We start from the raw sequence: 21,979 nt of genomic DNA on the forward strand, positions 1-21,979 counted from the left end.
GACGCGACGGGGCTGTACTACTACGGGTACCGGTACTACCAGCCGTGGGCGGGCCGGTGGCTGAGCTCCGACCCGGCAGGTACCGTGGACGGGCTAAATACCTTCAGTTATGTCGGTAACAACCCAACTTCTTCAATTGATATCGATGGGCGGATGCTAAAAAGGGTTGCTTCATTTCGTTCCTCAGAGTCAGTATCTCAGGTGGTCAAACCGTTTCAAGAAACTTATCCTCCCAGCACGGAAAATGAGGCGAGAGAGATTTCCGTAAGCATTCTCGCTGGAGTGGATAATCTGCGCGAATTTTACGGTGAGGTTCCACTAGCTGAGATAGCAGGGAAACATTCACTGGCAAGGGCCAACGAACTGTTACGTAGGGTAGCAAACGAAAACTGGCCAGTCGCACTGGCTGATATTGCTCATGCAGAAGCAGCCTCAGTATTTACGCAGTCGCGATCAGGAACCATTTTTAATCACAACGGTGTAATAATTAAAAGCCTGCTTCAGGGTGCTACTGAGGCCGTACTTTTTGCACATGGAGGCATGTCGCTGTATCGTAAAGTTTACCGGGAAAAGGTTGTGATTCCTCAGGGTGTGAACCTGCATTACTATTCTGAGCATACTCAAAGCACAATGTCCGGCGTTGGCTTTGATATCCTCAACGCACTATCCACCGAAGAGTTTTATGCTGAAGATGTCCCGGTACCTGTCGAAACGATACGCTCTGGCGAAGTAACTCATAAATACAGCCTGAGTAACGCTTCTGAAGGTGAGCATCTGCTACCTACAGCAGAGTACGATATTATCTGCATTGAGCCGATATCAAATATGGCGATTGAAAATCGGATGCCGAAAAAATTCACCGATACGATAATTGAGGCGATAAAAATATACCGGCCAGAAATAACCGATGTTCATGCCATACATTGCCGTGCCGTTTTTGATAGAAGCAGGCAGCGTGTATACAGCTGATCATAGTAAGAAAATAGCACTCCTGAGGCGTGAGTGTTGGTGGTACTGGGCAGCTTAAGAATTTGCATGACCAGAACTGCACTTTACACTCTGTATATCACTTAACCGGCAAAACTGCTCTTTGTGGTGGTCAGCTAAAATTTTCTTTAACTCACGTATCTCAAACTGCTCGCATGTCATGGGTGAAGCTATGGGGGATTTCCCGCTCGCTCTTTTTTTAGATGTCGACCCCATTTGTCCATCATGGATTTGCCGACATTGATCGCAATGGCAGCAGCGCCAACGGTATAGTGCTGATCGGGTACAGGCTGTGCAGCTTCAAGGCGAAACAAGAAGCTAAAATTGCGTCTGTTATGTCCGGTCATGATGTCAAAGGTTTTGACTATGAGGTGATGATATCGCCTCTAATCAGGTGGCCAAATTTACTATTCCACTAGAGTGGCTCCTTGGATCACCAGACACTTCGCCTCTCTTAAAATAAGAGGTAGTCTTGGAACTATGTTTAACACCATTCAGAATAATATGGTTGAAGTATTATCAGGACCGGAGGGGTGTTGGCGTCGTACTCTGCAGGAAAAAATTGCCATTACTCAGCAGACTATGGAACCGGGCATGGCCGTGTCTCATGTCGCGCGACTGCACGGTATCAATGCTAATCAGATCGTCAAGTGGCGCAGGCGGTATGAAGACGGTTCACTGACCGCCGTCACTTCAGGCGGAGAAGTCGTTCCCGCTTCCGAACTTGCTGCTCCCAATAAGCAAATCCGCGAACTTCAGCGCCTTCTGGGCAAAAAAACGGTGGAAGCTGAAATACTCAAAGAGGCCGTGGAGTTCGGCCGGACAAAAAAATGGATTGCGCATGCGCCCTTGTTGCCAGAGGACGACGAATAAGCGACGTCAGCCGCAGTATTGGAGTGTCGCGTGCGCAACTGAGTCTCAGGGTCCGCCGTTCGCCTGACTGGCAGGATCGCAGGATGCATGCCAGTTTTAACGATACTGCGGTGTTATCCCGGATATATACTATGGTCGCCGAACTGCACGCATATGGTTATCGCCCGGTGTGGGCGCTGTTGCGGCGACAGTCAGAGCGTGACGCGCTTCCTATTGTTAACGCAAAACGCATGTACCGGATTATGCGCACTCATCACCTTCTGCTGGAGCGCAAACCTGATGATCCACAGCGTAAGCGTGCACATAAAGGGCGCGTATCGGTCACTGAGAGCACCCGGCGCTGGTGTTCAGATGGCTTCGAGTTCCGCTGCGACAATGGTGAAAAGCTGCGGGTAACCTTCGCACAGGACTGCTGCGATCGGGAGATCATCGACTGGGCAGCGAGCACCGGTGGCTGTGATAAAGAAAAGGTGCAGGACGTCATGTTGGGTGCGGTAGAAAAACGCTTCGGCCGGCATCTGCCGTCAGAACCGGTGGAATGGCTGACAGAAAACGGTTCAGCCTACAGAGCGCATGAATCGCGGGCGTTTGCACGGATGCCGGGACTTGAGCCCTGCACGACCGCAGTTCGCAGCCCGGAAAGCAATGGCTTAGCAGAAAGCTTCGTGAAGACGATAAAACGGGATTACATCAGTGTAATGCCAAAACCGGACAGCCAGGCAGCGGTGATGAACCTGGCGGTGACGATCAGTCATTACAACGAACATCACCCGCACAGCGCGCTGGGATATCGCTCGCCACGGGAATATATACGCAGAAAGTTATCACAACCGTAAGAGAGAAAAGACGTCTGGGTATACAGGGTCAAATTCAGCCACTACACCGTATCTCCTCAGTCATTTAAAAATGATTTCGTACTCCACCACCATTTTTCACGATAAATTTTAAAACGTCTATTCCCGATGGTTATTATCCCTAATCTACCTCTATAATCTGGATTTGTATCTAAAGAATAGTTACCACTGCCATGAGTAAATGGGAAGTATTCATTGTTTATATAAATATACTTATTCCCGTTTCGTTTAACATAAATTGATTCGCCTGCTGTCCTTATAAATTCCCCTGCAGATGGCCTATAAGGCCCTTCATACTGATGAGAAGGATGTGATTTTGCTTCTTCAACAAAGCGTATTAAGTCTGGTGCTGCCTTAGATACTGGAAGACTCATGTCCGCTATCACCGGCTGGCCGTTGTTATCGCCTGTGCCTGATTGTATTACAGGCTGGGCGTTGTTATCTTCTCTGACCATTTGTACTTCCGGTTGCCCGTTGATGTCACCTCTGCCTGATTGTTTTTCCGGCAGAGCCCTTTCCTGCTCATTTTCACTCGGAGTAACAACTTTATTGACAATAGGAAGAGCAACTTTTAATAGAGCCAGCATAATTATATTATCTCGCTCATAGCTTGACCCGGAAGCTGAGCGTCTATTTCTGGAGGGGGCTTTTTCGATTTTGATATGTGAGTCTTGTATTCTTGCCTGGCTTAGAACGTCAATCATAAATGCATTATATTCTGCAGCATTCAGAAGTGTGTCTGATTTAACAAGCCTGCTGTTTTGTAAAATAACTTTTGCAAGGGTTTGTTGCTCTTGGGTAGGTTCGGCACTATCGGGTAATCCCAATGCATACTTTGTACTCAATTTGCTTACCCTGTCATTCTCATAAAAATGATTTGGGTCGCGATATGATAAATCAAATGAGGAAGGAAATGAAACTGTTTCACTCCGCACGTTACCTATATAGGTATGGTCTAATGCGTAAAAAGCGTTATGTGATGCCTCGTGGGTCACCGTGTCAACTAACCTTCCGTGGCGCTGAGATTCGGGAAGCACAGCCAGGAGAATTCTTTTCTTACTGTCATGAGGTAGGGCATAAGCGTCAGGCTTGGATGGATCAAAATTATTATATTTGAATAAAACGAAAGATTTATAGCCATCTGATTTTTGTCTTGAAAGAAAACCATCCAAAGCATTGATATTATCTTTAAATCTATTGTAGACCATGTCGGATATGTCAGACACTTGCACATCATCAATATCCACAACAACCTCATCATTCAATCCAGTTGCTTCATTTAGCAATGATTTCAACTCAGATTTTATTGAAGTTTGAGACTCAGCATGTTCAAAAAGCGACTTTACGGAACTTACCTTTTCAAATGACCGGTCAACAGCGGTAATAACTTCATGGGAAAAGTCTCTTATATCAATATCTTCGCTATTTTTGCTTCGATTAATATTATCAGAGACAATTGCCGCGTCTTGGGATTCCAATAAAAGTTGTAAAGTCACGTCTGCATGACTATCGTTAATTTCCTCTATCTGCTTAACAGGCGCGAACTCCCTCCTTACATTACCTTTGAGATGCTGTATTTTCTCCTGAATTGGATCAATAACACTTCTTCGTGTAAGTAACGCATCCATTCCATCGTCAGGGTCTTGGTTGTTAGTTTTTGGTTTGAATGAGAGAAGGTTAGCGACACTCTCAATTTGAGAACCTAATCTTTGCGTAATAGGATTTGCTCCATTAAACGAAAAACTTTTCACCTTGTTACCCGGGAAGGAATCGTAATATTTCGTTTCAATCCTAAGCGCATTAAGCCCAAGATACCTAGCTACGTTTTTTATATTATACCTTTCGAAATCAGAAGCAGGGATGTGATTATTATCTATCAAATAATCTCTAAATGCAGGGTATTTATTGATAACAACGTAAGGGTGCGCAACAAGATAGTTAATAGAAACATCTCTTTTATCAAATAAATAACGCATATCGGCAAGAGCATAATGATTTTTTATATCTTCATGATTTGAATTTTCTTTAACCAGCATATAAATGCTAGACTCTACATTAGTGTCAACATGTTCTTTACTTCGCTTTATATCCTCAAAAGCTGACTTGATAATTCTAAGATTATTGGTGATATCATCTTTATCACCGCCTTTAAAATCATTAAGATAATTTAACAATTCGTCTGTCTTTATTTCCATGTCATTAATGGAAGCGGCTTGCGTTTCAGCGGGTATGATTTTATCAAACTCTTTAAAATTGTTGTCGACATGGGCAAGAGCAAAATTATCATCCCCCTTAAATCTCAGGGTTCTAGGATTAAAAGACTGTATTTTTACTCCTGTAATTTTATTTCCTAACACAGGCCTAGTAAATTTATTAAGCCTGATACGATGTTCAGTCGGCCGGCCAAAATCCCCCTGGCGTCTGCCGGAAGGGCCGGCATATACTGCAACCTCCTGAAAATTCTCTGCACCCTCATCTTGCGGTGAACGCCTTTGAGATTTTGATTCACCATTTTCAGGAGCCTCCGGACTATTCACAACGTCTGACTGAGTTGTATTCAGTTTAGCACTGCCATCCATTTTTATACGTATTTTTAGCTCTGACGACATATTTTTTGTCAGTTTATAAGAATGTGCAGCACTCATTCCACTGGCCAGACATGCCCGATAGATGTCAAGAGGGTCACCCGTTTGTGCGGCGGTTTTAATGCTATTCCCTACGATAGCCAGGTCGACCACCTTATTGCCAAGCAAAAGCCCGTACTTAACAACATTACCGCCAATGCGAGTGAACTTTCCGACTTTAGCTGCAACTTTATCGCCAGGGATGGACCCAATAACTAAGCCAGCAACCGACTTTGGATCAATCTCTCTTCTTTCCGATATATCAGCAACAATTCCCGCTGCCGATTGAGCGCTATTAATCATCCACCCCTCCGGCGTGAATGAGTTGAAAGTCGCGGCAGTAGCATCAAACCAGTTACCTATATATACAGCCCGATGAACATGTTGTTCTGTTTCCTGTGGCGTTTCCCCCTTGATAAAGCTAACAACTAATTGCATATCTTTAGCAAGGGCAGCGAAGGGTCTTGAAAATGACCTCAGAAACCCTGTCGGACTTAACTCACCCAGGGATGAGTCGGGCTGTTCTCTAACTTCGGTTGCAGTGACCTCAGGGTCAGGAAGATGAGCACCGTCAATCGCCCTGGAAATTAGTATTGTGTTGGTAATGGTTTCTTTTTTACGACTATAATCAGCCTCAATCGTATCCGCGAGCGTTTCTGAAAGACTCACTATGTCCATTGCTCCTGGATTATTATAATTAAATTTTCGCTTAAAAATATCTTCATGTCCAATACTCCTCATGCTGTTGAGTATTTCAACTCCACTAGGATTTGTCTCCATTCTGTCAGCCGCTTGGCCGCCAAAGGAAATTACGCTTGTTGTTTGCTCATCCCCATTGTAAGGCAAATCCCATCTGACATCTGCTAAGAGGTCTGTCCCTTTATTAACAGAGTAATAAGGAACTTCAGAGTTCAGACGAATAAGAACACCAGATTTGTCGCCAGAGTCATCGGGAAGGAATATCGTGTTATTAAGGTTTAACCCCCCTATATCAACAGGAACGAGCAACTTGGTGCCTATTCTGGCGAGCCTGGCTTTATTTCGAACCCCTAATGTTAAGCTTTCATCATTCTGTATCTGAAGCAGTAAAAATTTAATGGCATTTAAGTAGGTTTGTTTTTTCTTCTCGTCAGGTAAATTTTTATAAATAATTTCTTGACCAACATGCCTTGGCTGTAAATTCAAAGTTGCAGTGACCTCAGAGTCAGGAATATGAGCACCGGCAATCGCCCTGGCAATTAATGATTTATTGGTGATTGTTAGTTTTCTACGACTATAATCAGCCTTAATTGTATCGGCGAGCGTTGCTGAAAGACTCACTATGTTCATCGGCCTTGGGTTATTAGAATTAAATCTTAGCTCAAAATTATCTTCACCATCCTCACGCCTCATCATGTCCAAAGCTTCAACACCACTCGGAGTTATCAAAGTTCTGTAACGCTTTTCGCCGCGCACCTTATATCTTCTTGTTGTTCGCCTATCCCCATTATGAGGCAAAGCCCATCTGACATCTGCTAAGAGGTCTGTCCCTTTATTAACAGAGTAATAAGACACTTCAGAGTCCAGGCGAATAAGCACACCAGATTTGGCACCAGGTTTATCGGGAAGGAATATCGTGTTATTAAGCAAAAACCCTGCGATATCAACACGAACGAGGCAGCTGGCACCTATTCTGGCAAGGCTGGCCCTATTTCGGATTCCATCGGGTAAGCTTGTATCATTCTGTATCTGAAGCAGTACAAATTTAATGGCATTTAAGTATGCTTGTTTTTTCATCTCATCAGATAAATTTTCATAACGAATGCCTTGATCAAAATCAAAATGCTCTGACTGTAATTTTGCGTCGGATGGGATGTTATGACCCCCTTCAGGAGACCGGGAGTCAAAGAGTGCCGCATTCGTCACTGCACGTCTACGCCGAACACGGGGGCGTTCAGAATCCGAATCATGCTCATCAGAGAACGACTTAACATCCGTTTGTGGCAGCAGCGGCGATGAGTGACTTACTGAAGTGATTTGCTCTTCGGTTGTCGCAGCATCTATCAATGTAGTCACATAAGATTCAGCCACCTCTTTACTTCCCGCATCCAGCGCACGCCAGGGTGCCTCCCCGATAATATGTTTAGCTATCTTTTTCCCGGCACCTTCCAGTCCGCCCTCATAAACACTCCATGCAATCGATGCAACCCCCAGCGACGTTGCCAGCCCAGGGGGAAGTGAAAGGACTATTTTAATAGTAGCGGTTTTGTAACTTTGTTTGGCGAATTCGGCTATTTCATCCGTGACATCACCTTCACCTCCACGTATTCCCTGTCGACCTTTATGGGCTCCCCATGCCACTTTTGCACCCGTAACAGCAAATTTAATCGGCAAGCGCAGTGGAAGTGCGGCCAGATTCGGCAACAGCGTAACGGCATCCAGACAAACGGCCAGAAAAGCTCCTCTAATCAGTTTTTTTTCTGACCAGTCTCTTATTGCCTGTTCACCACTCTTCATCCCTGCAAGAATATCAGCCATTGTCGCAGGGTAGAGCGTGTTACCTTCAGCGGCATTGCCCATTTCAAGGCGCAGCCGCTCAAGAAGTCTTTCTCCTTGCGGATCTGATTCTTTAGATAACAGGGGAAGATAGTGCTGGATCAATTCAAAAAACACGGTGTCATAGTGCTTTTCTGTTACCACCCGACTTTCTGCGGAGAGCGTGCCCAGATAGCGTTGTTTCTCCGCTTCACTCCATTCTGCCATCCATCTGGCTAACATTCCCTGACGGGAAAAATTGTTAATCGATTGCCCGGTTGCCTGCATGATCCCGGTTTTCAGTTTGTCCTTTATGTCCTTCAGCTGAAGTAACCAGGACACGGTAAGTTTATCCAACTCTTTACCGCCGGCTTTACCATGCCAGGAAAGACGTAACAATGTCTGGCCCAATGCCTTTTGGATGCCGGATAAACCCTCCACAGTGGCTTTTACCTGTGTATCAAAATCACGGATAATATTATTTGAGACCAGCGGGTTAGTGGCAGCTTTTAATTCATCTCTTAGCGCAGACAGGTAGCTTTGTTTCATTCTCTCATCAGACAGCGTCGTAATTGTTCCGAGTAATTGCTGTAGCTGTTCTTTTGACTCTTCTGCTTTTTTTTGCCATCTGCCAGACTCAGCGCGTAACTTTGCATCCAGAATTGAATTATGCGGCATGGCCGATAACATCTCATCAAGCCCACTGTAATGCGTTACAGCTTGCTGTAATGGGCGGGAAGCTTGTAAGGCCTTATGCATGTCAGACGTAGCCTGCTGAATTATATCAAGCAGCCTTATGCCGACCTGAAAAACAGCCTTGTTTATGTTATGACTGTCTCCATTCTTATCTGAGGGAGCAGAACCAGGAAAGGCATGCACAATGCGGTGTTTATTTTTGTTAAACTTGTCAGACAGAGTTCGCCCGCTGGCTATGGCTCCCTGCACTTTTTGCCCCACCGTACTCCACGTTTTTCCCAGCTCTTGTTTTGCAATTTCTGTTTTGGTTCGGGCTCCCTTCTGCTGAAGTAACCGGGGCGCTTCAGGCTGAACCTGTTGCCCTGCGTACTGAACGACATGGATAACTGACTGCAAGGCCTGGCAGAGAAAGGCAATTTCGCGTTTAATTTCGCGGGTTATATCTGTTTCGTGTGTCTTTTTCGCGTAATTACTGGTCAGTGTAATTCCTCTTAACAACCTAGCCGCCAGCCCCTCTATCCCGGCGCTCAGTCTCTCACGAGCTATCCTCTCATCAAGCGTGACTGAATCCACGATGGCATTGAATTTTATGTTATCAGGCCGATTCCCCGTCAGATTTCCACGCGTTGTAGCGGCATACTGATTATTATGCGCATCTGAATTTACCGGAAGAAGTTCATTGAGGAGTACATCGTAATTTGCCTGCCTGAAGGTATCCGGCGAAGTCTGCTGTTCCGCCTTCCCACTGAGGAGACTTACAAGGTCCAGCGTCCCTGAAAGATAACCGCTCAGGCGATTGGCATGCTTAATAGCCTGGTAATAATCCCGCTGTTGTGGCTCCTCCCAACCCGCTTTTTTCACCTCCGTGCGAAATTTAATAAACTCGAGTGTGTTGCTATGCCATTCATTCTCTTTTTTTAACAGCCTGAACCGGTCCAGAAAGGCGTTGGCGACCTGTTCCAATAACTTGTGCTGTGGTTGTATCAATATCGGTATTTGCATTGTATTGACCCGTGTCTGCAATGCTTCAATATCGACCATTTTAGGATGCAACAGGTTATATCCGGCCTGCTGGAACTCATAAAACCCAGGCAGCGCGTTACTTATAATGGCTTGCAGGTGTGCCCTCATTTCGTCCAGGTCGGCTTCAATTTCTTCATCTAAACTTTCTGTAAATAAGGATGATGGAGCACCAGCGGGGAGTTTTTTTTCACTTTCTGTGCTAGTGACAAAATTTTCTTTTTCTGTTGGCTTTTTATCTGATTTATTAAGTTCACTGGCATAAGGCATAAGACTACCCTCAGGTTTTTAAATTTGCGGCTGCATTGTGAAAAATGATGTAAACGGATGACTATAAAATTACTCAGTTTCCGGCACGAATAGCGATGTGGGTCTGGCTGGTAATAACATTGCTATTAGCTGTGCCTGTTTCAGGTTGTCCGGGATGCATAACAGATGACAGAGGACACACCGGTTTACAATATCAGCGAGGCCATACAGACGTCAGAGGGCAATGTGGTAAGCAGGTCACAGACGTTGGATATAATGCACATTGCCACTGAAGAATGTATTTAGATCTCCGTCAGTTCTGTTTTATCAATCGCGCTGATATACACGCCGCAGCCATCAGGCGTGACCACCGCAACCTCATCTTCTTCCCATTTTTTAAAAACGTTATTCATCCGAGTAAGATATCCTGTTTGCGTCATACCGGAAATCCGCAGCGATACAGTGATTTCAGCCGCACTCCCACCCTGAGTAGCAACCGGCGAGGCATCAAGATTAACGTGCTTCATCGCAAGACGGGCATCATAATCACCACCCAGCTCCATCATCAATTGCTCCCGAAGTACATCAGAAACAACCTGTGGCGAAACGGGCGCTTTTGGCTCAACGGTAGCAGACAAGGATTTAACCGGCGTAACTTTCTCTTCTTTATCACTCAGACTAATCGGTACAGTGACACAATAGTTGAGCGACAGGCGCGGACGATTGCCCAGCGATTGCCAGAAATTACCCAGACTGTTCAGATTTTCTTTGGGGGGGATGACCTGGGTATAGGCTCCGGGAATATCGTCTAACTGACGGCTGTTAATCAACGCCGCCAGAACCTGGGACATCACCTTTATGGCCTGGTTGTCGGGCTGACTGTCTGGGTTGCCGGCATCCGTGGCGGGGCCGTTTGATTCCCAATAGGTAATGAGGTAGTTGCACTTCACGTTGGCCCACCCGGGTAATAATCGACCCGAGCCGGCATTGAATCCGCGGGATTCTGTAGTACGCAGCTGCAGGTCTTCGTGGATATCATAGAGAAACACGCTTATCGCGGCATCAGACTGGATGGCACCTACATCGGGTAAATCAAAGCGGATTGCCACATCCTCATTCACATAGGCGCGCAGCATCTTGTTCATCGCATTATTCACGTCGAGCAGAGTTTGATAGTTAGACACACTCGTTCCTCTTAATTAATAGTACGTCATCACTGTCCATGATGCGTTATTGACACGGAGTATTAAGTCGGCGAATTAAATAGCCAACCGCCCTGTTTTGCCCAGCTCACGGGTTAACGCTGCGTCTATATGGTCGGAACTGACTTCATGATTGTCACTTTCTTCGGCAAAGAAAGAGGCCAGCAGAGCAATATTCCTGATATTGGCGCCGGTAATATTTGCCCGCTGCGCTAATTTTTCAAAGTCCACGTCAGGTGAAATTTTGGTATTCTTCGGCCATATCTTCTGCCACATTTTATGTCGTAGCGTTTCATCCGGGTAAGCAAAGCGAGTAATAAATGTAAAGCGCCGGTTAAATGCACTGTCGAGATGGCTGCGGTTATTGGTTGACAAAATAACCAGTCCGGGGAAGCTTTCCAGCCTTTGTAACAGGTAAGACACTTCAATATTGGCATGCCGGTCATGGGCATCCTTGGTTTCGCTGCGCTTGCCAAATAAGGCATCGGCCTCATCAAAGAGCAGGATACCGGCATCCTGCTCTGCCAGATCAAAGATACGGGAGAGATTTTTCTCGGTTTCACCAATGTATTTATTGATCACCGTGGAGAGGTCAACCTTGATTAAGTCGACACCCAGGGTATGGGCGAGCACTTCCGCCGCCATGGTTTTCCCGGTTCCCGAGTCGCCGTAAAACAGCGCGCTAATCCCGACGCCATAGCCCACCTTATCTTTAAAACCGCCGGCCAGAACTTTTTCCCGATACCGGATAGCCGTAAGGATTTCCTGGAGCTGTTGCCAGAGACTTTCTGACACCAACAGGTCATTTAACGACCGCTTCGGCGTAATTCTTTGCGCTAACGCGCCAAAATTCTGTTGTGTGCGTAAACTGAGCGCCTGGCGAATATCATACTGTTGCAGAACATCCGCTGGGTCACGTTGCTGCCGATACAGTTCGGCCTCTTGCACAATAAGCGGCAGGCTTTCCGGGGTAAAAGTGTAGAGCTGGCTTAGACTGATAAGGTCCATATCCGCCGCACGTCGTTCAGGCAGGCAATCCCTGAGCAGGTGCGTTTTTTCCTCATGCGTCAACACCGGCATCTCTATCTGTAATGTGGGCGTCTTTTTCAGCCATAAAGGCGGGGCATAGGGCTCCACCAGACACACTACTCTTAATCCCGGCTGGTTCAGTTGCTCAGAGAACCTCTTTGGCAGTGAAGCGCTCTTTTCCATCCGGGCCTGCAGGTTGCGGATCACCATCCCCGCACCGCGCATACGGGCTTCGCGCATCAGACAGGTTAAATGCAGTAACAGCACATCATCATCACTCTCGGTGCACTTACCGATATCGACCTGCAGCGTCTCCCGGTTTTCGGAGGCAAAAATGCACGACACCGCATGGGCTCTGGCGCTACCCGGCATTCCGCGCAGCAACACCACGGGGCGCGGCTCAATATCGTCAGTCAGTAACACATCTGCCAGCGCGTGTTTCAAGCTGGCAGGATAAAAGGGCAACGCTGGAGGGGAGGACCATTCAGCCCACGGTGTTAACGCCGCCGCCAGATAATGATGCCCGAGTAAAAAGTGGTACACACTGCTGTCGGTCATAAAGCAGGTCTGGCTCCATGCCAGATTTTTTTTACTCTCCTCAATCGTTAACAGCTGACAGCTCATTAACGGCGCCTGATGCAGAAAACTGGCTTGCTGTGCCCGCTTTTCACTGTCTGTAGAGCAAAATAGCATGATAGCCAGTGAAAAGCTGGGCAGTTGACTTTGCCTTCCCTGCTGGATCCAGGAAAACAAATCATAATAACGGTTGTCAAAATGGGGCAGCAGTCCCAGTAGCACAGTGTCCCGTTCAAAGTCGGTGAGTTCAAAACGATCTATCAGGTCCGTTAAACCTTCTGCCAGCAATGGCTGCCCGTTTACCTCCCGATATGCCGGCTGTGCGATATCGGCCCAGTGAGGACGCCCGAGAGGGTGTTGCATTCGTGCCACAACCTCCCCTTCGCTGAGCAGAAACCCATCAGGTCCATCGTAACGCGCTGAATGGCAGTAATAATAATGCTGTAATAGCAGATCGATACGTTCCAGCTCGCTAAACAATAGTGACAGCTGGCAATTACCCTGCGGGATAAACGCGGACTGAAAGGTTGAAGAAAGCGTCATATTGATATCCGATAAAATAGAAAATAGCGGCTGTTTATCCCGCGAGGCCGTTTAGCGGCCAGACGATGGTCAGTGGCTGTTCAGCCCACGGGAAAGACGCCAGCGTCATTGGCCACGGCCAGTCTCTGAGTAAGAAATCATAGGGTTCCGGCCACACATTGATCTGGAGGACTGCCCCTTCCGTGCTTATTTCACCCGTTCGCTGTAAGAACAAATGCCGAACATCTGTCAGACTCAATTTCTGCCAGCCTGCAAGTTGTTGGCTGATAGCTGTCAGCCAGCCGTCAATCTGTTGCAGTTGCAACAGACTCAGTGGTGTCAGCGGCGGTACGGAGGTTGAGCAGGAAACCCCACATAACACCTGATTCAACGTCAACCGTTCCTCCAGCGAATCCGTCTCCCCCCAGACCAGTCGATCCAGACCGTACACAGCCTGCCACCGCGTCGCATCGCTGACAAATTGCCCTTCTTTCCACAGACCCAATTGAGAAAACAGTTGAGGAAATAACGGCCACAGCAGGAGCAAACCGGCGTTGCTGATCACCTGACCCGACAAGCGCGGTTCATTCGGCGAAAGGGATCCGCCTTTCACAGGCGGCACAGTGCGTCGGGAAATTATTGGCACCGCCTCGCTCTCCGGTAACGAGGTGTCATCCCGAGGTGGTGAAGCCTGCCGGGTGCTGAACTCCATTCCCCGGTCCGGAGATAAAACCGCTTTATCTTGTGGTAGTACAACCTTTACGGGAAAGGAATGCGTCCCTTTTTTTTTCTTCATGACATCATCCTGGCGTTGTAGACTGCGACTCAGATGAGCCTCAAGGCGATACACACCCTGCCTGCCTTTTTGTCGATGAATCGCCTCGCGCACAGCTGGCTGTCGCCATAACGGCAACAACCAGCGCATCACGATCAGGGAGGGATAGGCCGGTTGCCCAAGCGATATGCTTTCGAAAGGCCGGTTGCAGCTCAATAACTGCAAGACCTGTTCAGGAGGAATTTCCCCCCGGGCAATGGCGTTTGCCCAGTCAGCCACCTGACTGGCTGAGGGGGAGTGATGATGCATTAGCCAGTTATGCCCTTGCTGGCTTTCAAGCAGGAACAGTATGGCCGCTATAGATAACCGACTGGCTGTCACCCGGTCATACCAAAACACCGGCAGAATTTGCGGGGGAGAGCATGCCCCCTCAAGTAAAAGCTTCAGTATTCGCTGAAGCTGGTTCGCAGAACTCTCCTGTATCAGGGATTTAAGAGTGGAGGGCTGTAAACAGAGCTGCGCCCATTGAAAAACCTGTGTTTCGCCGGGGCTGGATTCGTGAAGTCGGTTCTCCAGGACTGCTATATCAGGAACATGGATATCCGTTTCTTGTGGCCCTCTGATCAACGCATGCTCGCGGAAGAGACATTGTGCAAATGCCTGCGAAAGTCGCTGTATAAACTGCGTGTCAAATTGCGCTACCGGAATAACACCGAGATTCAGTGTCAGCGTATTCAAACGGAGTGATATCTTAGCCGTGTTATTACTCAAGCCCTGGGGAAGAGCAGATTTAAAACTATCAGAACCTAATGAAGAAGAATGTAGCAATCTCTTCCCGGAGAGTTGCCTGTCCATTTTTATTATACATTTTACCTTATGAATTAAGATGTGAGCCATAAATAAACTTCAAACCTCACAGACATTATAGCTTCATAATAAAGATAAACCGTTCTCAATTGGGTTACCCCATATTAATCGGTCGAGACTTTATACGGGCTGCCCCCGCGCTGGATACTTCTGCCCAGAGATATGACTGAGCAAATAGCTGAGGAAAAGTTAACTACAGCAGGAGCAAGCTGGCGTTATTAACGACCTGACTGAACGCGCGCGGCGAATTTGTCAAGCGTAAGCCGCCTTTTCACATCGATTGAGTGCATCTTATTATTAGATTAATGGCATCTCGTTGAATTCCGGGAATTTGGCTCAACTTCTTGAAAATGTAACCTGCCGGACGTTTGACTCGATTCCCGGAACCGGACACAGCTTTACCTTACAATATAAAGCAGGCCATTACATTACTGGTGCGCTTATTAATTTAAGTTCAATGAGGTAACTTGGAATATCATTGACAAAACTCTTTACCTCACATTTGAAAACAATTCCCGAGTTGGCATGTGTTTCTTTCCATGTAATTATACTTGTGACCCCATACCCCTGTGATGAAAATAGTGCGCATGAACTCTGGGGATTATTATTTTCCAACATAATTTTCTTTTCATCAAATGACATGTATTTCCCATTTCGGCCATATACATATGCCACACAGCCCCGATCAATATTACAAAAAAATACTGCAATTCCAGCTTCGTAAACATAAAACTGGGCTTCATGAAGTCCACACATTGTTCTTAACCAAGCAAATTTATTTAATGCCAGGCTATTATCCCTATCCGTTCTCAAACCACTTTGGTCGTTACTAAGTCTGACGCTCACGCCATTACTGGTCACCTCGATGCCATTTGCGGCTTTCACCTCTACACCTGAATTATTTACATCAATACCCTTGCCGGCAATAACCCATGTGCCTTCTTTCGAAGCGCTGAGGCCACCGTTTAATTTACAGTTAACCTCCAGATCGCCATTACTATGTTTCAGCCCTTTCCCCAACCGCAGAGAGACGCCCTTATTATCAATTTTGATACCATCCCCTGCTTTAACCGCCACGCCATCTTGATCAACTTCGATACCATTCCCCTCTTTGATCGCAACGCCAGATTTATCAACTTCGATACCTTTATCATCCACTTTAACCGCCACGCCGTCCTGATCAACGCTAATCCCTTTATTCTCGTTGGGCTTTAACTGCAAAAGCCCTTGTGGTGAGAGGGTAAACCCATCTGCCGGCTCGAATTGATCTTTAGCACCGCCCACCGCCAGACGGCCTATATTTGCCAGATCAATCATATCTGCAAAATCCGTCTGCAGTGGAATACTGCCGGCTTTAAAGCGCTCCTTCAGATCATCGGCCGAAGGCAGGTTTGTAGGCTGTGGCTCGCTGTTACGCTCTGTGTCCGTGGTTTTTGCTGATGCAGCCTGAGTATTCACGAGGTTTTTTGCTTTTTCCTTAGGGGTTTTATCCGTCATTTTGCTCTCCAGATTCGTCATGATCTTTAAGGATGGTTGGCTCAGTTTTTGGCACGTAGAACAGCTCTTCTTGCAGGATGGCGTCTTCATTCCAGTCATTGCCGTCACCGACAACCATATTGCGCTGATCCTCGGTGGCGATGCGCATCAGGCCGATGTCCAGACGGGTAACAGGGATATGCCCAAGGGTCAGCATCTGCATGAGCTCATAAGCATTATCATTCAGGGGCATGCCGCTGTTCTGCCAGCGCGCATAGGTCGCCCCAAAGTTGTTAAAGGAGGCCTCATCAAGCCAGTGATTGATCAGGGACACATGGGCCGGGAACTCCGCCATAATGGTTTCCTGTACCCAGGCTATCAGTTGGTCAGGCACAATACCGGGGCTCTCTATCAGACGGCGATTGAGCACTGCGCTGACCACAAAGGAGAACCGGTCAGTCGTCGCATAATTTGAGTCACTAAATGCCCACTGGTAAAGATAACTGTTCTCCACTGAGGGGAAATCCTCTTTATTGGCGTCCTCTTCTTCTTCGCCTTCCTCTTTTTCGATAAGTTTTTCGATAAGTAACGTGCCCGCAATCGAATCGACTGCTATCACGGTCGCTTTAAGCTGCCAGTCCGCCTCTAAAGTGGCCGCGCGCGAGCCCTTTTCCCCTGTCTGAGAAAAGTCCAGGTCGGCAAGGCGAATGACAATCACATCACCGATGCTGACCATAGCGGGGTACGGGCTTTGTGCATTGCTCGCCAGTAAACGCTGATTAAGATCTTTAGGTTGCTTTGCTTCCTCGGCATAATTCAGCCGGTAATCCATATCCTGCAGCCAGACATTGCTGTTTTGCCAGCGCAGGTTGCAACTCGCCCATGCCGCCTGAAGCCGTGGCAGGGCGTATTGCAATTGCTGACTGTTTTTCGTGCTGACGGTAAAACTGCTCGCATCGGCATTAATAACCAGCTGCCTTCTGACGTTCAGTCGACTCTCCCCTTCAATCGCAATCACATCGATAAGCTGCCCCTGCACCACCTTGCCGGCAGTGTCCGCCTGCGTCAGGGTAACGTAAGGGTCGTTGAAGCAAAATTCTGCTGGGGTCTGTTCACTGTCAAAGGAGCTGTCCGGAATACGGGGCAGCAGTTGACGATGCTCAATCAGGTAAAACGGCAGTTTACTCAGGTCCGGATTTTCAGCAAAGCAGTTGCTGTCGAGGCCGATACGTGCCGCAATGCGCTTTTGCAAAGCAGAGACTCGGTCAATACGGATATTGATACGGTCATAGCCTAAGGCAGGTTGCTGCGCCAGAAACGCCCGCTGCGTCGCCAGAAAATCCGGCAAATCCAGCGTCACCGGCAGTGCGGCCCGCTGGGTGCCGAAATACCCCAGCAGATACTGAAGAAAATCCAGTTCGCGGGCAAAATTGGCCTCAACAGGCTGCTTACTCTGCGTGAAGATAGCCGCGTCCTGCTGCGCAATCGCTTCCAGCGTTTCCGCGTAGGGCTGATGAATAGCCTGTTGTACCATCGCATTCGTATAGGGCCAGCGGGTTCCCCGAATGGGGTCGCCTCGGTCTTTATATGACAGTAAGGTCGGCAACAGTGCCAGCTCTGCCGTGCAGTCAGCCAGCAGCTGGTCGACAGGAAGCAGAAACTGATGCAGTGCGCGGGTCCTGTCGTCAATCACGGCATCAGGCTGCTGCAGGGCATAGCATTCGGGCAGGCGCTGCCCGACGGGAATATAGCACGTCTGTTCACGAAAACGGCCGGCGGGTAACACCGTAGGCGCGGTGACAATCAGGTGTTTCTGCGGAACATAGTGCGCCATCGCCTCACTGTCCAGCGTGTTACGAATACCGCCTTTCGACACCAGGGTTAACGGGCTGCCTGCCCTGGCCAGCAGCTCCAGCGGCTTCGCCCCCCACAGCAGAGGATAATAACCGTCAGCCACATGCCAGCGCCAGTTTTCACCCTCAACGGCCTTAATGTGATCATCGCCGGTATCGACCGACAGCGTCCTCAGGCTGGCCACGCCGGGAATAGTCAGTAACTGGTTAACCAGCGGGCCGAGGTTGATGACGGATCCTCCTGATGAAATCTGCGAGGGCACCGTTTGCTGCCAGCCGTGTTTCAGCATCGGCCCCTCAAAGATGGCGTCATCGGCATCACCGAACGCACGCCGTTGTTCGGTGGTATAACGAGCAACTGCCGGGCATAAAAACGCGTCGGTGACTTTATAAATCTGCGCCGCCACCTGATTGATGTTGCTGATGTTATCGGCCAGTTCAATCGTCATCCGCGGGCTAAAGGTCACTGGTTGCAGATAAATAATGCTCGACACCATTTCACCGAGATTACGATGCTCTGTGAGAAAGGTAGCCAGGTATTGCTCCATTGCCGCCCGGTTTTCGGGCGACAGCGATTGGGTATAACGGGTCGGGACCAGCGACAGCCATAAATTTCCCCGCAGAGACAGCGCTATACTGTCTACAGCATTGATAACCTTCGGCTTAGTGAAGCTGTATTCGCGTTTTTCGGCATTGTACCACCAGCGAAAACGGTTCTTTTCAGGTTCCTGAATCAGGCTGACATCGCTGAATAAAAAATCCTGCTCTGGAGTGTCCAGCGTGTCAATATCACTGCTGTGCATGTCCAGTAAGGCCCGGCGATAATCCTCTGCCGTCACCGTATTGCAGGTGAGCACCTGTTCAGGACCGAACTCTTCCGGGAACAGCGTGCTTTGATCTTGACGGGTCAGCAGATCGTTCAGAGACAGCGACGCGCGGTAGCTGAGGTCAGAACAGTTCCAGGTTACGGACTGTAACAGGGTGACGCCCGGATCGTGATCGCCGGTATCCGTCCAGACTTCACCACTGAGCGCAGTGACTTTCTGGTGAGCCTGTTGCCATAGCGTATCAAAAGCAATCAGGTCTTTCACCGCCGGGAACAGGGCGTTTTCTTTAGACATCAGTCTCTCCTTTCGGACACAAAATCAGAACCTCGTCATCCCTGGCGATAACGGTGCTTTGTGTTTCCACCGATGTAGGTATGCCCTTTTCATCATTAACGTCGTGAATAAGGACCAGTGTGTTCACGGACTGCACCAGCGGTGATTGTTGCAGCGTGGCCAGCAGACGGTAGTAGTCTACCTGATTGCCTGGCGTAACTGCCTGGCGTCGATCGCTCGCCCAGGGCATATAGTCGTGTTGCAACTGCGCCGCGAGCTGGCGGTAACCATAATCAGGGCGAATACCCGTCACGAACGTCACCAGATAGCGGGCCGTTACATCGATATATTTCGGGTTTTTCAGCGTCGGCGCCGCCCACAGCGACGTGTAATGAGCCAGCCATTGTGCCATCCGGGTCAGCCTTCCCTCACTCAACGCCGGGCGCAATGCGTCATCATTGTCACCATAACGGCCGTCAGGGATCACCATCAGCGATTGCACCTCAGGCGCGGGCAGACGACTCAGTTTGTCCATATCGGGCAGACGAACATCAAAAATTTCCGGGTAGTGCTCCGTCAGCAGGCTACGCATATTGTCCCAGGTGATCGCCCGCTGCCGGTGGGCAATCCGGGTCGCGGCGCGCTGTAACATCGCAGCCTCCGTTTCCCGTGGCTGCCCGCCGACAGAAGGCAGGGGCTGGCGAACGTCGCTGATGGCGGCAACCGGCGTCACCAGATGGCTGACGGTATTGGCCGGTAATGGCTGAGCAAAGTGGCTGTCATCAATTGCCTGCGCCATACTCAGGGTCGCGGTCATCGCATTGGCCAGTACAGCCTGCAGTTTCGGCATCGTCCCGGTGGGCGCGTTCTCGTACCCTGCCTCTTTCTTTTCTTTAAGCGTGCCTTTGATCCAGTAATAACCGGCCTCCAGCGGCTCGTCGTCTTCTAGCCGTTTGCTACCCGGCTGACTGTCCGCCGGAAGCCGCGCCTGCCAAAGGTTGCTGACGGACAAGCCCGCCGTATCGTCCTGTATCCCGGCATCCAGCGAAGCCCAGTCATTACCGTTGTAATAACACCATGCCAGATCCAGTGCCGATGAGGCACGCACAGACCAGTAAACCGACAGGGTGTCCTGCGCTGACGTCCCGCTGAATCCCAGATAAAGCACGAGAGCCTTCTCCTGAGTGATTATCCCTTCCCCCACTTCGGTAAAAAACCGCAACCCCTCAGCCGGTAGCGTAACGCCCGTCGCACTGTCGATGGCTGTATACCGTTTCCACGTATTCCCGACCTGGGCCGTCCAGCACAGCTGTTCAAGTTGCTGGCCGGTGATCAGGAGATTGTCGTCAGTCTGATAGGTGATGCTGTTAAGGGCGCTGTCCTGGCCGCCATCAAGCAGGCTGCCGGCGGGTAACACATACGGGGACGCATTTTTTTGCAGCGTAAAGCTCACTGCCACGCTATCAGGCTGCGGAGCTCGGGGAGCAAACCCCAGTAAATCCCGGTAGTAAAGTAAGCGGTGCCGCGCCGGCACCGTCTTCAGGAGGGTTCTGGGTGTCTCAAGCAGATGCAGCAGGGCCAGCAGAAAACCCTGTTGTACCGGCAGCGTTTTCTCTGCCAGCTCGGGATGCTGAAAGATGTCATTCAGCGCCTCCGGCGTGCGACCGGCCATCCAGAAGCGGTTCCAGTCAGCGTCGGTATGGCCGGCGAATGGCACCGCTTCGGTATATTTTGCTACCAGATTGAGCAGGTCCTTCCCTGTCCGTGGATCCAGCAGAAAGGTCTGGTCGGTTAATCCGCTGCCCACTCTCTGTTTCAGTTGCTCCAGGTCAGACATGATATTGTCCATTGATTAGGTGATAATAAAGAAGACATGCAGAGTCCGTTTTAGCCCTATCGGCAGCGCAATGACTCACCCGGCGGTGACAAACGACTGACTGTTGATAAATGTGCCGGTTCCTTTCGTAGGCTCCACATTCGGGTCCGGTTTTCCTTGCGGATCCTTCGCCGGGGAACTGGGAGTAAAAAGTGTGGTAAATTGGCTACCGACCACAATGACGGCCGTTCTTGTCATGACGAATGTAGCCTGTTGATCGGTGGCCAACGCGATAATCTCGATTTTTCCCGTTCCCGGTGTAGGGTGTGTGGACTTGATGTACGTGGCTGCGATAGACACTTTGCTCTCGTCGCCGAGCACACAGATTTTTTTGTTCGTAATTTCAGCCTCCCCACTGCCGAGAATCAGGCAGGGCGCAGTGGGCGTTACGATATTGGCACCAAAATTGGTTTCAAATTTCAGCGCGTCACCGTCAATGACCACCAGGTTGCTCATAGTAACCTCAGCGTCTGGCCGTCATAGATATTCAGCGTCCCGTCGACCGTCTCAACCAGATCCGTTCCCGACAGATACACGATGATCTGCACCCGAAGACGGCTCGCGTCCTGTGTGTCCGGCTGGATGATGACGTCTTTTAACAGTGCCCGGGGCTCATGCCGCAGAATGCTTTCTTCAATGCGGTTCTGGATGTTGGCCAGCAGTTCACCAGTGATATTCTCAAAGATAAAGTCATGCATGCCCCCGCCATAGCTCTCACGCATGATGCGTTCTCCCGGTTCAGTCATAAACAACACGCGCAGACTCTGCATCACCGCATCAACGCCCGCCGTAAGGGTCACGCCCGTATCGGGAGCAAACCGCGGTGGAAATGCCCAGCATTGCCCCAGGGTCGCTTTCAAAATGTCGTTACTCATCGCACCCTCAC

Annotated in this window: 11 protein-coding genes and 1 pseudogene; 2 read left to right on the plus strand and 10 right to left on the minus strand. The window is 49.1% G+C overall.

From position 1 onward, the window contains the following. Positions 1–969: RHS repeat-associated core domain-containing protein (locus ACVKSX_RS13305; RefSeq protein ID WP_457170932.1), on the plus strand; the 969-nt coding region annotated here is incomplete at its 5' end. Between the two features lie 132 nt (positions 970–1,101). Here the strand turns inward: ACVKSX_RS13305 and ACVKSX_RS13310 are convergent. Further along, positions 1,102–1,334: pseudogene (locus ACVKSX_RS13310) on the minus strand (transposase); the annotation flags it as partial. Between the two features lie 157 nt (positions 1,335–1,491). Here ACVKSX_RS13310 and ACVKSX_RS13315 point away from each other — a divergent pair. After that, a protein-coding gene (locus tag ACVKSX_RS13315) for an IS3 family transposase (protein ID WP_163762730.1) occupies positions 1,492–2,696 on the plus strand; the annotation gives its coding sequence in 2 pieces (ribosomal slippage) (positions 1,492–1,810 and positions 1,810–2,696; 1,206 coding nt in all). A 56-nt stretch (positions 2,697–2,752) separates the two neighbouring features. On the opposite strand, the gene ACVKSX_RS13320 is transcribed toward ACVKSX_RS13315, so the two are convergent. From ACVKSX_RS13320 to ACVKSX_RS13360, 9 genes are all read right to left on the minus strand, one after another. Beyond that, on the minus strand, positions 2,753–9,838 hold the full coding sequence (locus tag ACVKSX_RS13320) for a hypothetical protein (protein ID WP_307378420.1): 7,086 nt from the start codon (positions 9,836–9,838) through the stop codon (positions 2,753–2,755). A 281-nt stretch (positions 9,839–10,119) separates the two neighbouring features. Next, positions 10,120–11,001: a DUF4255 domain-containing protein gene (locus tag ACVKSX_RS13325; protein ID WP_163762724.1), complete on the minus strand. Its 882-nt coding sequence runs from the start codon at positions 10,999–11,001 to the stop codon at positions 10,120–10,122. 75 nt (positions 11,002–11,076) lie between these two features. Continuing rightward, the gene (locus tag ACVKSX_RS13330) at positions 11,077–13,167 is read right to left on the minus strand and encodes an ATP-binding protein (RefSeq protein WP_163762723.1); all 2,091 of its coding nucleotides are present in this window, start codon (positions 13,165–13,167) and stop codon (positions 11,077–11,079) included. Positions 13,168–13,201: 34 nt separating this feature from the next. Next, complete coding sequence (locus ACVKSX_RS13335) at positions 13,202–14,818, minus strand: contractile injection system tape measure protein (protein ID WP_354439100.1); 1,617 nt, start codon at positions 14,816–14,818, stop codon at positions 13,202–13,204. Between the two features lie 393 nt (positions 14,819–15,211). Beyond that, entirely contained in the window at positions 15,212–16,285 is a 1,074-nt protein-coding gene (locus ACVKSX_RS13340) for a hypothetical protein (protein WP_163762721.1), read from the minus strand. Further along, the gene (locus tag ACVKSX_RS13345) at positions 16,275–19,238 is read right to left on the minus strand and encodes a hypothetical protein (protein WP_163762720.1); all 2,964 of its coding nucleotides are present in this window, start codon (positions 19,236–19,238) and stop codon (positions 16,275–16,277) included. The genes ACVKSX_RS13340 and ACVKSX_RS13345 overlap by 11 nt, the downstream gene beginning before the upstream one ends. Continuing rightward, on the minus strand, positions 19,231–21,054 hold the full coding sequence (locus ACVKSX_RS13350) for a baseplate J/gp47 family protein (RefSeq protein WP_163762719.1): 1,824 nt from the start codon (positions 21,052–21,054) through the stop codon (positions 19,231–19,233). The genes ACVKSX_RS13345 and ACVKSX_RS13350 overlap by 8 nt, the downstream gene beginning before the upstream one ends. A gap of 75 nt (positions 21,055–21,129) precedes the next feature. Then, on the minus strand, positions 21,130–21,549 hold the full coding sequence (locus ACVKSX_RS13355) for a hypothetical protein (protein ID WP_163762718.1): 420 nt from the start codon (positions 21,547–21,549) through the stop codon (positions 21,130–21,132). Further along, positions 21,546–21,968, minus strand: coding sequence for a GPW/gp25 family protein (locus ACVKSX_RS13360; RefSeq protein WP_163762717.1), 423 nt, complete (start codon positions 21,966–21,968; stop codon positions 21,546–21,548). The genes ACVKSX_RS13355 and ACVKSX_RS13360 overlap by 4 nt, the downstream gene beginning before the upstream one ends. Between the last annotated feature and the right edge of the window lie 11 nt (positions 21,969–21,979).

The sequence above is a fragment of the Pantoea sp. PvP021 genome, from assembly GCF_054056055.1.

Bases quoted from the DNA above. Each gene is read 5' to 3' on its own strand.
- ACVKSX_RS13340 (WP_163762721.1), bottom strand. From the start codon at position 16,285: ATGACGGATAAAACCCCTAAGGAAAAAGCAAAAAACCTCGTGAATACT.
- ACVKSX_RS13320 (WP_307378420.1), bottom strand. From the start codon at position 9,838: ATGCCTTATGCCAGTGAACTTAATAAATCAGATAAAAAGCCAACAGAA.
- ACVKSX_RS13360 (WP_163762717.1), bottom strand. From the start codon at position 21,968: ATGAGTAACGACATTTTGAAAGCGACCCTGGGGCAATGCTGGGCATTT.
- ACVKSX_RS13335 (WP_354439100.1), bottom strand. From the start codon at position 14,818: ATGGCTCACATCTTAATTCATAAGGTAAAATGTATAATAAAAATGGAC.
- ACVKSX_RS13355 (WP_163762718.1), bottom strand. From the start codon at position 21,549: ATGAGCAACCTGGTGGTCATTGACGGTGACGCGCTGAAATTTGAAACC.
- ACVKSX_RS13345 (WP_163762720.1), bottom strand. From the start codon at position 19,238: ATGTCTAAAGAAAACGCCCTGTTCCCGGCGGTGAAAGACCTGATTGCT.
- ACVKSX_RS13350 (WP_163762719.1), bottom strand. From the start codon at position 21,054: ATGTCTGACCTGGAGCAACTGAAACAGAGAGTGGGCAGCGGATTAACC.
- ACVKSX_RS13330 (WP_163762723.1), bottom strand. From the start codon at position 13,167: ATGACGCTTTCTTCAACCTTTCAGTCCGCGTTTATCCCGCAGGGTAAT.